Genomic DNA, 13,910 nt, shown 5'->3' on the forward strand with positions numbered 1-13,910 from the left:
TCTGTATCCCCTTTAAAATAAGGTTTGTTCTTCTCGTTAGTGTTGTATATAAATTTACTTAGTTATTAACTAGCCTCATAATATTTCTTTTACATTAAATAGATTTGAAATATTATATAAATTCGCTTCTCACTTACTAGTTAAACTAGACATTTCCATAGATTTTTGCGTACAACGTTTCATAGCTGAAATGATAGCTGTTCTTAAACCTTTTTCTTCTAGCGTTACTACAGCTTCTATCGTCGTTCCACTTGGAGAACAAACCATATCCTTCAATTCACCTGGATGTATTCCTGTTTCCAATACCATTTTTGCAGAACCTAATACAGCCTGAGCCGCAAATTTATAAGCTTGTTTTCTCGGCATACCGCCAAGTACAGCAGCATCTGCCATGGCTTCTATAAACATATACACATATGCTGGAGAAGAACCACTAATAGATGTAACAACATCCATTAGTTTTTCATTTATGACCTCCGTCTGGCCGAAAATATTAAATATGTTCAGTACCTCTTTTATATCTTTTTCTGTAACCATTTCATTAAAACATAACGCAGACATTCCTTCTCCAACAAGTGCCGGTGTATTAGGCATTACTCTAACAACCTTTAACTTTCTACCAAATTCATTCTCAGTGCTCTTAATACTTTTTCCTGCAGCAATAGTTACAACGATTACATCATTTTTTATTTGATCTTTTATTTGGTTAATTACCGATGAGTATAAATCTGGTTTGATTGATAAAATTAAAATGTCAGCACTGTTAGCGACTTCATTGTTGTTAGTAGTTATAGTTATGCCATATTCATTACTAGCATTTTTTAAATTAATGACGTTTAAATCTGAACAAATTATTTGATCTGGAGAAACTATATTTTTTTTTATCATCCCACCTATCATAGTAATACCCATGTTTCCACATCCGATGAATCCTATTTGTTTATTCATAATAATTTGCTCTTGCTCCTTCTACTCTAAATTTTATTGATTTTGAAATTATTATTCTAAATAAGGGCTATTACAATTACTTGGTTTATCAATAGAATTTCAAAATTCTCCTTCCTATATAGAGCTTACATATACCTCTAATAACTTCTTTGCTTTCGCTGAATTTTGAGGTGGGGGTCTTACTGCCCGGCAAATAGCCGGATAAAATCATTTCTTTAATCTATAATAAGAAGGACATAAAAAAACAAAAAGTTACAAAAATTTTCAAATTAAAACTTTTATAACTTTTTGTTTTGATGCAAATATAATATTAATTAAGGTATCTCACCGTTTTAAACTTGACGCTCCATAATCTTGTATAGTTACATTTATATGATATTTAATCGGTACCTTACTAAATGTTTGATCCCAATTTTTTTTGACTTTCTCCCATGTTCTCGGGTGTTTAATTCTTAATTGGTTGCCAAAACCCGCAATATCGACTTGGTATTCTTTTTGTATTTTTTTTGTAACATGATGTACTAAGTGCTTTACTTCTTTTTCAATAGCTTTTTCTTCCCTTTTTAAAAATTCATTTTCAAAATCTTTTCCTGATTGCATCCAATTTTCTGACAAACGCCCTTCTGATTCAATGTTTACATCAAAGGAAATATTATTTCCGTTAACATGTGGTATGATTTTGCTTTTTATTGACTTTATTTCGTATATAATGAGTTTCTTTGATTCTTTATCAAAAGTTTTTACCACACCACCATTCCTTTTTCCGTTTATCCATACTACTCCTTCCAATTCCTGTTCATTTAAAAAGCCCATCAACTTTTTTGTCTTTCCTTTAATTACAGCAGCTCCTGCAAATTTTGTTTCTCCTTTTATCGAGATTACATTTTGCAAAAGAAAACTGGACCCTGACCGCATCTTTCCTTCCAATTTAGCGAGCGATACAGGAGGTAAAATCCTTGTTGTTCTATTTCTATTATCTGCAATTCCAGACAAACGAAATGCTGGGATTTCTCCTTTTTTGTTTGATTCCAGTACCTCCTTCGCTAGACCCTTGCTAATTAAGAGCATACAGCTAAGCCGAACTTCATTGTCACGGAGATACTGTTCAAGTAATTGTTCTAAACTGTATGTACGTACAAGACTATCACTAATAACAATGTTTTTTAAATGTGGGCTGAACATTGTGCTCTCTCTTTTTAATGAAAACTCACGAACAATTTGATGAATGGAATCACCGGTCTCAGAAACATTTATATAACGTTTTTGTTGTCCATTTCCTTTACTTTGTGCTTGCGAACTAACAATTTGATAAGTAGCTGTTATAAGATTTCTTTTAGGATAACCTCCTTCCTCATCCTCTTTCTCAATTGTTGAATCCTTCCCTTTATCTAGTGCTATACCTGCAGTTAAACTCAACTCTTCTACTTCTTTACTGCTCCAACACCCTGTTAAAAATAGAAGCAAAAGCGTCCATAACAAAGCCAAATAGAACCGCATATAATTAAATTTATGTTTCACACTACTCCTCCTTTTAATCGCGTAATAATAAGAAGAAGCAGTGGCAGTAAACCAAATAAAAATAAAGCAGCATTACCGAGCATATCCCCCAATTTAAGCAAGTCATTTATATTTTTCGAAGTCATAGCAATGATGTAAATGATTGGAATTAAAGCAAAAATAAACGGATGAATACTCTTTTTAAAGAGTTGTGCTAATCCTAATGCAGCTGCATAGTAACTAATCGTATAGGTAGCAAATATTTGCATAATCCATATTACAAGCAGTAAAGATTCAAAACGTTCAAATATCAATCCAGAAATTTCAAAACTGCGCATAAGGTCAATTGTCGGCCATGTTCTTGTTACAACTCCATCAATTGATAATGCACCAATGACCATTACAACAGTTATTACATAAAAGATTAACGGAATAGAAATTCCAACTAAAATAGCTTTTACTGCTTTATTTCGTTGTTCCATAAATACCAAAAGAATTAACATAATTTCAGGACCTGTATATGCGAGAGACGTTGTTTTTATCCCATCTAATACCGGTTTAATTCCCAAACCTAATACGGGACGGAGATTATCTATCTCGAATATTCCGATGCTCATAAAGGAAATGATTAAAAAAATAAAAACAGTAATAGGAAATATTATTTCAAACATCCGTGCAATTGAATTAATACCACTCATAATCAAATAGAGACCTATCCACATAAAAGGCATAACAATAGCCCATGTGGGGGTTCCTTCGAGCAAAAAAAAGCTTATTACTTCTGCCATTGAACGAATTTGAAATGCTGAAGTTGTAAGAAAATACCCTATAATAAGAAAACTAAGCAACCTACCTATCCATTTCCCTACAATATCTTGACTGTATTGGTAAAATGTTTTTTCTGGAAACTGCTGACTTAATTTGACCATAATTACTCCTGAAACCATTGCCAGTATCCCACCTAATATCACACTTAACCATACATCTGGTGTTTTCACTTTTTCCACAGATGCTCTGGGCAAAGTAAGAATTCCTGTCCCAAGTATGTAATTTACAATAATAACAACTGCTTGTGAAGTTGTTATTCGGTCTTTAGGTATAGTAATCACTGAAGGCCACTTCCTTTCGTCATCAGCTACCTTTTGCGGATAGTTTTTTTGGTATGCATTATTTTCGGTCGACGTCTCATTATTTTTAATGGCATGCGAACCATAAAATCTTTCCAATCACTGAATCGATATGGAACAGCAGGGCTGGTATAAGGAACGCCAAAACTTTTCAGTTTCACTAAATGACTGCAAAGTAAAAGAAAGAAGAGAATAACTCCATACAATCCAAATATCGCAGCACAAAACATAGCTACAAAACGAAGAATGCGTAACGTAATTCCCACACTATATTGCGGAATAGTAAAAGAAGAAATAGCTGTTACCGCAACAACGATAACCATTATTGGACTAACAATTCCTGCTTCTACGGCAGCCTGACCAATTATTAAACCGCCCACAATTCCCATTGCCGGTCCAATCGGTTTAGGCAGACGTAAACCTGCTTCTCGTAAAACTTCGATAGCTACTTCCATAATTAACGCTTCTATTAAAGCGGGAAAAGGAACTCCTTCTCGCGATCCGATAATAGAAATAGCGAGCTTAGTGGGAATTAATCCTGGATGAAATGAAATAAAAGAAATATACAGTGCTGGAGCAAATAATGAAACAAAAGCTGTCATGAAGCGTAATAAGCGGAGAAGCGTACCAGGAAGCCACCTTTCATAATAATCTTCTGGTGATTGCAGCAGCATACTAAATGTAACTGGAGCAATTAAAACAAATGGTGTTCCATCTAACAAAATAGCTACTCGACCTTCCATCAAAGCACTAATAACACGATCAGGTCGTTCTGTATTTTGAATCTGCGGAAAAGGACTGAGATAATTATCTTCAATAAGTTGCTCTATATAACCAGATTCGAGTACACTGTCTATGTCAATTTTCTGAATTCTGTTTTTTATTTCATCCACCAATTCTGTACTAGCAAGATCTTTAATAAATGCGACGACTAACTCTTTCTTTGCACGTTCTCCTACTGGTAGCTTTACTAATGATAAGCTCTCATCCGCACAGTGTCGTCGCAAAAGTGAGGTATTATCACTTAATACTTCAGTAAAACCGACCCGTGGCCCTCTGACTAATGCCTCCGATACTGGTTCTTCAATGTTTCGTTTATTTGCTTTTGTTGTACCAAGAATAAACACATCTGCTAAACCATCAATTAAAAGAGCTGTTGAACCTATCAATACTTTGGGTATTAAATCTTTTATGTAATGGACTTCTGCTACTTCACTAATTGTAAGAACTTTATTTTTAATATATTCTTTTGAAACAGTCCCCTCCACATAAGAAGATTCATTTTTATATTCATCAGAAAAATCATCCATTAGTAATTTCATAATATGTTTGTCAATTATCTCTTTATCTGATAGACCATCAACAAAAACGATCCCAGCCTGAATATCTGTGCGTCCAATATTAAACTTCCGAAATCGAACATCAGAATTATGTCCGATTTGTTGCTTTATAAGTTCTAAGTTAGAGGCAAAATCATTTGTGAAATGAACGTTTGTATTTTGAGATGGTTTATGCTCTTGTTTCGTTTTACTTTGAATATTATTTTTTTTCACTTGTTTGTCTCTTGACTTCCACCAACTCATTCTTCCCACTCTTTCTCTGACATACGAACCCAATGAAAAAATCTTGAGATAGTATACGGAATTAAAAACAAGATAAAAGCTTGTACAAAGACTTTCCAATCTGGAAGATAAGAAGTAATTATGTTCCACATTTTTATCACCCAATTTATATACTCTGCTAGGATTGAGATTTCTAAAAAACGATATGTACTTAATAAAAAATAACGATAAGATTAAAGAGCAGAAAAGCGAGACATTATGCTTATTTAGTACCAATAACCTAATTAGTATAAAAACATTTCTGACCTAAAATACCATTTCCAATTATAATTTGTTAAATATTATCTCCTTTTCCCTTATTTATATGCCCGCATTTGAATTTCAAATAATATAAGGATCAATGATATTTCCTCTTAAAGAAAAAAAGATGCCAGAAGATAGCATCTTTTTTTCAATTCAACTTACTATGTATTTATATTTTATTGTGAAAATACTCGTTTTTTTTAATGAATATTAATGTGTAAAAAATACATATTCTTTTGTTTTAAGTTCATACACTTCTACCGAATCGATACGGAATTTTCTGATTTTAAAGCCAATATGAAATAAAGGAAAATCCTCTCTTAGAAAAACTATATAAAACCAATAACATGAAAACAATTATCAATCTATCAATTGAAAATAATACTTAGCAAGAGTTTATCATCTTAACTCCAAGTGTATTCGTTTTGCTTCAAAATAAAGAACTTGAATAAATTTTTTCGTATCAATACGAGCAGGTACTGTTGGTTCATTATTCAATTCTGTCATCTTTCTCCTTACGGTAGTAAAATCAAAAAATCTAGAGGCATAATTTTCGAACTTCGGGTTTAAAAAATCAGTAAGTCCAAGGGATGCTAAATGGTTTAATGATTGATAAATTGCTCTCCGAATCCGTTGTTTGGAAGCTTCTATGAACCTTTTTAATTCGGTATCTTCAGCTGAATCCCCAAGTTTTTTTTGAGCTAAATTCATAAAAATCTCTTTTAGTGAAGGAAAACCTTGTTCCAACGTGTTATCTTGTTCATATTTATATAAATAATCTAGCATATCCATTAAATCTTTACTTCCACTTTCACTGGCTATTCCTAATTCAGACAAAAGAAAATGAATGGAATTTTGAAAGTGATTAAAAGTATTTAAATGTTTTTCATTACGGTATTTTTCTTGCGCACTTGAATTACTATCCAATTTTAATACCATATTAAGCGATTCTTGAATGTTTTTTATCGATTTTTCCAAACGAATTCTTTCAATGACTTTCCGAACAACTGTTAATACTTCAATCCGGTTAATTGGCTTAATAATATAGTATTCAACGCCAAGCGAATAAGCTTCAGCAATTAATTCTTTTGATTCTACTTGAGAGACCATGATGATTTTCCCTTTAAACGAAGGCTTTATTTGACGAATTGTTTTTATTCCATCTTGATTCGGCATTAACAAATCGATAAATAAAATGTCTATCTTTTTAAGGATTGGCATGTGTTGCTCTAAAGATAAACCATCCTCAGCTTCTCCTATAACCTCTCCAAGATCTTCATCTTCGATAATTTGAGCCAACATTGAGCGAACCGCTTTTTCATCATCTACTATATAAAAATACATAGAATCACCCTTTCGAAATTATATGATCAATCCCTAATCTAATTATAAAAATTGATCCTTTTCCTTCGGTTCTGTCCTCAAGCGTAACATCACCTTCTAGTTGTTCGACCATTTCTTTAACATACGATAGTCCGATGCCTGTCGATGGATTGCCTAAATCATCATATTTAGAAGTAAAACCAGGCTCAAAAATTGAATCTTTATATTTTGAAGAAATACCTGGACCGTTATCTCCTACTCGAAATTCAACAAAATGATGGTCTTTATTAATGTCAATTGTGATGATTCCCATACCTTGGATAGCTTCTACAGCGTTTGTTACGATATTATTTATAATAGATAAGATTGTATAAATATGATAATGAGGATGCACACCATCAATTTTATACACAAATTGGATGTCTTTCTCTAGCAACCGTGCATATTTCGTATTTGCCCGTATAATGATATTTACTAGTTCATGCACAGACATATAATCTGTAAAACTTTCATCAGAAATTAATTTTGAAAGTCCCGCAAAAATACGTTGGTTATCCTTTTTAACGTCATGGACCTCACCAGCAATTTGTAATGCCTGTTGCCTTAAATCCTCAAACTGAAAATCCATCTGTTTGTGCTCAAAGGAGTCTAAGGTTTTATATAAATCATAGGATTTTTTTGTTATATTCTCAGCATCTTGTAATGTTTTCTTTAAATGAACAGCATCTTCATATAAATTAGAGATGAGCATGAGCATGTGTTCATTTTGCTTCTTTATATGTCTCTCCCTTGATTGTGCTTCATACAATTTCATCATATTGAAAAAGCTTAGAACTATAAAACTATGGGAACATGCGATAACAATGATCTCATTTATTGCCTCGGATGTGATCGATGTTTTTAATACGAAATATTGAATCATTAATTCCACACAGTCTGACAGTATTTCAATCATGCAACCAATAAAACCAATCATTAGTGGTTGATGATAAAAACGTTTGATTTTTGCTAAATGAAAGAGATACGAATAAGTAAAATAAAAGAAAAAACTAGGATAGTGAGTATGAAAAGCGGCTAGCCAATCCATATTTCCCTTTATAATGACATCCATTGAGATACGAAATACTACCACGACTATCGCTGTTAAAAAACCCGGTAAAAATGCTGGAATTCGTCGAAACAATAACAAAAAAAAGAAAAATGTTGGTGCGCCAAAGCTCATTCTAAATGTTTCATTTAAAGGAAATGACTTTATTTCACCTACTAAGGGTACTGTAAGTATCATTAAAACGAGAATATAGATGTCTTTTTTTACTAAATTACTAAGATTCAAAATAATCACTTCTCACTTTCGCCTAACAGTCAGTATACAAACCTATTTGCATTAATACAATACTTACTCTATTTTTTTCAAAAACTGATAAATAAGATATAAACGAAAGCATTATAGATTGTGAGTATTCATTACACCCTTCTACTTTAGAAAGATACTTTATAACTCAAAAATGTTCAGACACAATATAAGGTCTGAACACTTTTGGACTCGCTCTAACACCAAAATATCTGTGCTCCTTTTTAAAATATACTTAAATCCCATTCTTTTGCAATATGTTCTAACAACATAATTCCTGGTAAACTATTCCCATACTCATCAATGGCTGGTCCGTAAATACCAATACCACATCCATCTTGAAACGATAAATCCTTCCTAGATTTTGAGGGAACAAGTGTCATAATTCCGCCCGATACCCCACTCTTAGCTGGTAATCCAATGAAAGCAGCAAATTTTCCGGAAGCATTGTACATTCCACAAGTAAGCATTAAAGCTTTTGTTAACCTAGCTACTTCTTTAGGGAGCACTTGTTCTTTGCGAATAGGATGATATCCATCATGTGCTAGTATAAGCCCTATTAAGGCAATATCTTCTGTATTTATTTCAATCGAACATTGTTTTAGGTAAACCTCTAGTGTCTCCTCCACATCTGATTCTAGAAAACCATTCTCCTTTAAATAGTATGCTAATGCTCTATTACGATGAGCCGTTTCCCATTCTGATTGAAATACTATTTCATTAATAGCGGGACGCTTCTCTATCATTTTTTCAATTAATACGTATAGAGATTCTAATTTTTCTTGCACCGATGCCCCTGGCAAAAGTGAAGCTATCGCAATTGCTCCAGCATTGATCATAGGATTAAAAGGTTTTCCTGGTTTATGTATCTCTAAACGAATAATTGAATTAAAGGCATCTCCAGTTGGCTCTACGTCAACTCGTTCTAATACATAAGAAATACCGCGACTTAAACAAGCGGCTATAAAACCGATTACTTTTGATATACTTTGTAATGTGAAAGGTATCTCCCAATCTCCTGATTTTATCATTGTTCCATCTGGCTTTACTATACAAATACCTAACTGCGATACATTTATTTCCCCCAGAGCGGGAATATAACTGGCGCTTCGTCCCTTAGCTGCATACGCTCGATAATGAGCTACCCATTGATCTAAGCAAACTTTTTCTTGACCCTCAACTTGAACGCTAGAATCCTTTATCATTTAATCATATTCCCCCGTACTATTAACTTTATATAGAATGATTTTTTCTTTACTATAATCAATAATATTTGCACTAGAACCAAGAAAAATATTCAGACATATTGCAGTCTGAATATCCTTCTTATTACACACTTTTCTTTTTTGAAGTTTTCTCATAACTATCCCAACATTCAATATTTTCAAGCCCTTTAATGTTTTCTTTATAAAAAATAGGATCTTTACCAGCTTTTTTCTGGTTTATATAATCTTGTAACGCCGCAAATGCTACTTTTGAAAGTAAGGTAATAGCAATTAAATTAATAATAACCATAAAGCCCATAAATAAGTCCGCTAAATCCCATACAATTTGAATCTTTGCAACAGAACCAAATACAATCATAGCCAACACACTTATTCTGTATATCATTAACCACACTTTACTTGTATGTAAGAAGCGAATATTTGTTTCACCATAATAATAGTTGCCAATTAACGCACCAAATCCAAATAAAAAAACAAAGATAGCAAGACAACCCGATGCCCAAGGACCTATGTGTTCACTTAATGCTGCTTGTGTAAGTGCAATACCATTTAATCCCGGTTGTTTATATGCATCAGACAGCAAAATAATAAAGGCAGTGCTAGTACAAATGATCAGTGTATCCGTTAATACACCAAATGCTTGAATCAGTCCTTGTTTCACCGGATGACTTGTTGTTGCTGTTGCGGCAACGTTTGGTGCACTTCCCATACCAGCTTCATTTGAAAATAAACCACGTTTAACTCCATTCATAAGTGCTGCACCAATTGAACCGCCTGCTATTTGTTTAAAACCAAATGCGTTTTGAACAATAAGAGAAAGAACTTCCGGCATTTTTGATATGTTGGTAACTACAACAAATAATGCAACTCCAATGTATAATACCGCTAAAAATACCACCTTGTATTCAGCCATTTTTGCAATACGTTGTACACCACCAAAAATAATCGCAGCGAAAGCAATGGCCATGATTATCCCAACTGTTAGACGATCTGTACCAAATGAGTTTTGAAAAGCAATTGTAACTGTATTTGATTGTACTGAATTGAATACAAGACCAAAAGTAATTGTGATTAAAATAGAGAATAATACTCCCATCCAACGTTTATTCAACCCTTTTTCCATATAATAGGATGGACCACCGCGAAAACCAGTTTTATCTTTTACTTTATATATCTGTGCTAATGTGCTTTCGACAAAACTAGATGCCGAGCTGATAATAGAAATAATCCACATCCAAAATACAGCTCCAGGACCACCTAATGCAATTGCAATCGCAATTCCTGTAATATTCCCTGTTCCAACGCGGGCTGCCATACCAATACAAAACGCTTGAAAAGGAGAGACTTGATCTTTAGCACCACTTTTTCCCTCCATTAATACACGGACCATCTCTTTTAACATTCGAAACTGTACAAAATTCAATTTAAATGTAAAATAAATTCCGCAAATAACAAGCATAATAATTAACAATTTAGACCATAAAAAATCATTTGTTGATCCGACTAACTCTACAAAAAATCTTTCCATATTATCACTCCATACCAAAAATTTATCTATCATAATCTATATAAAATCACCTATATTCCTTGGCATAAATACCTCATTCATATTCAAATACAACAAGGATAAAAATTTTCTATATGAATAGAATTGGCCTGTTTAAACAAACATCGCAACACGCAACTACAAAACTGAATCTTCTAAAAACTTACCGTTTATACACACGATGCTCTATCCCCTTTCTGCAAAACTAATATTTTTATCCACTAACATTGTTGTACTACTATGTTTGTTTCGTTTACCGGTGATTTAAATCATAATAATTAATAGTGATTAAGTGGTTTTTTGTTAAACTTCTCAAGAACATGGAAATATCTCCTTTCTCACTACTAATCTCAAAAATAGGCTAGGTAAAAACTTCGCGAAAACTCTATAAAGCGCTTTCACTATTCAACTAAGAAAATCTTGTCTTTAATTTATAATTAAAAGTACAGAATGTTACGAAAAAGTACAGATTTTTATAAAAACAAAAAATATTTTAAGTTTTTTCCATCTAAAAAACACTGAGATTTTGTGAATTTTATACAGTATCCAAACGTCGCAGATTCTGTTCTACCTAACCTTTGACAAGCCTCTATTTTCTTCATAAAAACATGCATACTTTTTCTCTTTTAGAACTTCTTATAAAGTATTTGAAATCAAGAATCAATAGAATATTATAAGAATATTAAAAAAATAAAGCATTTAATTTATTTATGGTATCATACAAAAAACATTTGTTTTCTCAATTAATCCCCCTAGTGAGATTTGTTGAATATCTATTATTAAATGTATATTTCCTTTGCGTTTCATTCTACTAACATAGATTACAGGTGGTGTATTGTGAAAGAAATAGTATTCGTTCAAAGTAAAAAAAGACTCCTTATGAAATTCGAATTTTTAAAAAAGGATTTAGTACTTACCATTTCACTGATACTAGCAATTGTAAGCTGCTTAATACATTCGCCAAAGATCGAATATATTAACTTTGAAGTGTTAATTAGCTTATTTAATCTAATGGTGGCCATTAAGGCCTTGGAACAGCTAAAGATATTAGACAAACTTGCCGTTGCGATTTTAAATAAATGCAATAACAGCAGGTCAATATCTATTATTCTAATTTTGTTATGCTTTATTTGCTCCATGTTTGTAACAAATGATGTCGCTCTCCTCACTTTTGTTCCAATAACACTTGTCATTAGTAAAAAAACACAAATGAACATGATGGATACAATCATCCTGCAAACAATTGCGGCAAACATCGGCAGTAGCTTGATGCCTATGGGAAACCCACAAAATTTATACTTATATTCTTACTATGGAATTAAGCTCATCCCATTTTTAGGTTCAATCCTGCTTTTAGCTGTACTTGGAATCAGTTTGTTATTTATATTTACTCAAAAACTTCAAAAAACAAATTTAAAAATAGAACTACCTGTTATTACCGTGAAGAATCGAAAAAAAGCTACCATCTGGATTTTGATACTTATCACTATCATTGCATCTATTTTTGGTGTCATTAATTATTACATTGCGCTAATAGTTACATTGATGGCAGCATTTACGTTAGATAGAAACTTACTATTTAAGATCGATTACTTTCTTCTAATAACCTTTGTCTGTTTTTTTATTTTTATCGGAAACATTTCCCATTCCGATGCGCTGGAGACATTTGCTCGCGCTAATTTAAGAGGAGATACTTCAGTCTTCTTTAGTTCCATATTCTTGAGTCAATTGATTAGCAATTTTCCTACTTCAATTCTTCTATCAAACTTTACTTCTGATTGGAAAGCTTTATTACTAGGAGTAAATATTGGAGGGCTTGGAACAATTATCGCATCTTTAGCCAGTGTAATTTCCTATAAACTATTCACTCAGGCCAATGGTAAAGAGAGTAAGGCGTATTTAATTAAATTTAGCATTTACAACTTTTCATTTTTAATCATACTTACATGTATACAATACTTTATCTTTAAATTTCTAAAAATTTTTTAAAAAATTGATTACTTTAAAAAAACCCAAATATCTCAGCATTAAATTGAGAAATTTGGGTTTTAATATAGGTATGTTTAAAGAGATACAACAAAGTTACCATCAATTTAATATTTTAAAATGTTCTCAAAGCGAAAATCTTTTAGCTTTTACGTTATTTATTAGAATTCAGTTCATTTTTTATGTACTCAGTTATATAATAAATGACTGAATTTATAGGGTAATAACTTTCAATTAATAATAGAAATATAACTTATTACAATGTTATTTCATTTTTGAAGTCCTCTTCACAAAATCCTTAATGTCCCTCAATTTTTTTCCGCTAATATTATCTTTGATCGTTGAATCTATGTCATTTTCAATATAAAAAGTTTTATTCTTAACCTTTGTTTCAAATTTATATTTATTTTTATCCCAATTTATTAGATTGCTCTTTAGGTGTGCAATATTTCTTACATTAAATTCAATCATAAAAGGTTCTAAAGCTGGATAAAAATGTCCAAGTTTATTATTTTCTTTTAAAAAAACTATATATGTCTCCTCGGATTTTGGTTTTATATACAATGGATCTTTATTTTCTACTTTTTTAGTAAATACTTTCGTAGCACCTTTCAGAATGATTCCATTTTTATCAATGATTTCATTACTTTCCTCTAATACGAGATTTTCTGAATATCTATGATTTATTAAGATTTCATTCTTTACATAGTCCCCTTTTAAGATTTCTTTGACATGAAAACTAAACAAATGGCCTTCAACATCTTCACTTTGAATCTCATGTGATGAACTGTTTGCCATATTCCATTTAGAGTATAAGCCGTCATATTCACCTAGTACAATAACGTCTGCTTCTTCAACCATTTCGCTTAAATGATTTGTAGTTTTGAATGTCTTATTTAATACTATAGTTTCAGAATTCGATGACACGCTAGACACTCCTGCCACATCTATACTGGACCAAATTGTTTTACCAATAATAATTAAAAAAGTAAATATGAATAAACATAGACACCATTTCATTGCTTTATATTTATACATTAT

10 protein-coding genes are annotated in these 13,910 nt (G+C 32.0%); 1 reads left to right on the forward strand and 9 read right to left on the reverse strand.

What is annotated here, in order from left to right:
• Nucleotides 1-129: 129 nt before the first annotated feature.
• The 8 genes from proC to BLT20_RS25130 form a co-directional block, all read right to left on the reverse strand.
• Nucleotides 130-948 carry a pyrroline-5-carboxylate reductase gene (gene proC, locus BLT20_RS25090; RefSeq protein ID WP_073339964.1) on the reverse strand — a complete coding sequence of 273 codons (819 nt, stop codon included), beginning with the start codon at nucleotides 946-948 and terminating at the stop codon, nucleotides 130-132.
• A 324-nt stretch (nucleotides 949-1,272) separates the two neighbouring features.
• Nucleotides 1,273-2,466: a Ger(x)C family spore germination protein gene (locus tag BLT20_RS25095; protein WP_000680796.1), complete on the reverse strand. Its 1,194-nt coding sequence runs from the start codon at nucleotides 2,464-2,466 to the stop codon at nucleotides 1,273-1,275.
• Complete coding sequence (locus tag BLT20_RS25100) at nucleotides 2,463-3,554, reverse strand: spore germination protein (protein WP_000628610.1); 1,092 nt, start codon at nucleotides 3,552-3,554, stop codon at nucleotides 2,463-2,465. Before BLT20_RS25100 ends, BLT20_RS25095 begins: the two co-directional genes overlap by 4 nt.
• Nucleotides 3,555-3,580: 26 nt before the next feature.
• Entirely contained in the window at nucleotides 3,581-5,155 is a 1,575-nt protein-coding gene (locus BLT20_RS25105) for a spore germination protein (protein ID WP_000119234.1), read from the reverse strand.
• A 681-nt stretch (nucleotides 5,156-5,836) separates the two neighbouring features.
• Nucleotides 5,837-6,781: a response regulator gene (locus BLT20_RS25115; protein WP_000274069.1), complete on the reverse strand. Its 945-nt coding sequence runs from the start codon at nucleotides 6,779-6,781 to the stop codon at nucleotides 5,837-5,839.
• Between the two features lie 4 nt (nucleotides 6,782-6,785).
• Nucleotides 6,786-8,102 carry a sensor histidine kinase gene (locus tag BLT20_RS25120; RefSeq protein WP_000584787.1) on the reverse strand — a complete coding sequence of 439 codons (1,317 nt, stop codon included), beginning with the start codon at nucleotides 8,100-8,102 and terminating at the stop codon, nucleotides 6,786-6,788.
• A 233-nt stretch (nucleotides 8,103-8,335) separates the two neighbouring features.
• On the reverse strand, nucleotides 8,336-9,316 hold the full coding sequence (gene glsA / locus BLT20_RS25125) for a glutaminase GlsA (RefSeq protein WP_000588644.1): 981 nt from the start codon (nucleotides 9,314-9,316) through the stop codon (nucleotides 8,336-8,338).
• 124 nt (nucleotides 9,317-9,440) lie between these two features.
• A complete protein-coding gene (locus tag BLT20_RS25130; RefSeq protein ID WP_000439281.1) occupies nucleotides 9,441-10,865 on the reverse strand; it encodes an alanine/glycine:cation symporter family protein in 1,425 nt (474 codons plus the stop codon).
• Between the two features lie 855 nt (nucleotides 10,866-11,720).
• Here BLT20_RS25130 and BLT20_RS25135 point away from each other — a divergent pair.
• Nucleotides 11,721-12,872, forward strand: coding sequence for an anion transporter (locus BLT20_RS25135; RefSeq protein ID WP_000659307.1), 1,152 nt, complete (start codon nucleotides 11,721-11,723; stop codon nucleotides 12,870-12,872).
• Nucleotides 12,873-13,133: 261 nt separating this feature from the next.
• Here BLT20_RS25135 and BLT20_RS25140 read toward each other — a convergent pair whose 3' ends face one another.
• Nucleotides 13,134-13,907, reverse strand: coding sequence for a hypothetical protein (locus tag BLT20_RS25140; RefSeq protein WP_073339959.1), 774 nt, complete (start codon nucleotides 13,905-13,907; stop codon nucleotides 13,134-13,136).
• Between the last annotated feature and the right edge of the window lie 3 nt (nucleotides 13,908-13,910).

Origin of the sequence: Bacillus sp. cl96 (assembly GCF_900100505.1) — a bacterium.
In the GTDB taxonomy this organism is placed as follows: domain Bacteria; phylum Bacillota; class Bacilli; order Bacillales; family Bacillaceae_G; genus Bacillus_A; species Bacillus_A cereus.

Excerpts from the sequence above, each read along its gene's own strand:
- BLT20_RS25115 (WP_000274069.1), bottom strand. The coding sequence starts at position 6,781 with ATGTATTTTTATATAGTAGATGATGAAAAAGCGGTTCGCTCAATGTTG.
- proC (WP_073339964.1), bottom strand. The coding sequence starts at position 948 with ATGAATAAACAAATAGGATTCATCGGATGTGGAAACATGGGTATTACT.
- BLT20_RS25140 (WP_073339959.1), bottom strand. The coding sequence starts at position 13,907 with ATGTATAAATATAAAGCAATGAAATGGTGTCTATGTTTATTCATATTT.
- BLT20_RS25105 (WP_000119234.1), bottom strand. The coding sequence starts at position 5,155 with ATGAGTTGGTGGAAGTCAAGAGACAAACAAGTGAAAAAAAATAATATT.
- glsA (WP_000588644.1), bottom strand. The coding sequence starts at position 9,316 with ATGATAAAGGATTCTAGCGTTCAAGTTGAGGGTCAAGAAAAAGTTTGC.
- BLT20_RS25130 (WP_000439281.1), bottom strand. The coding sequence starts at position 10,865 with ATGGAAAGATTTTTTGTAGAGTTAGTCGGATCAACAAATGATTTTTTA.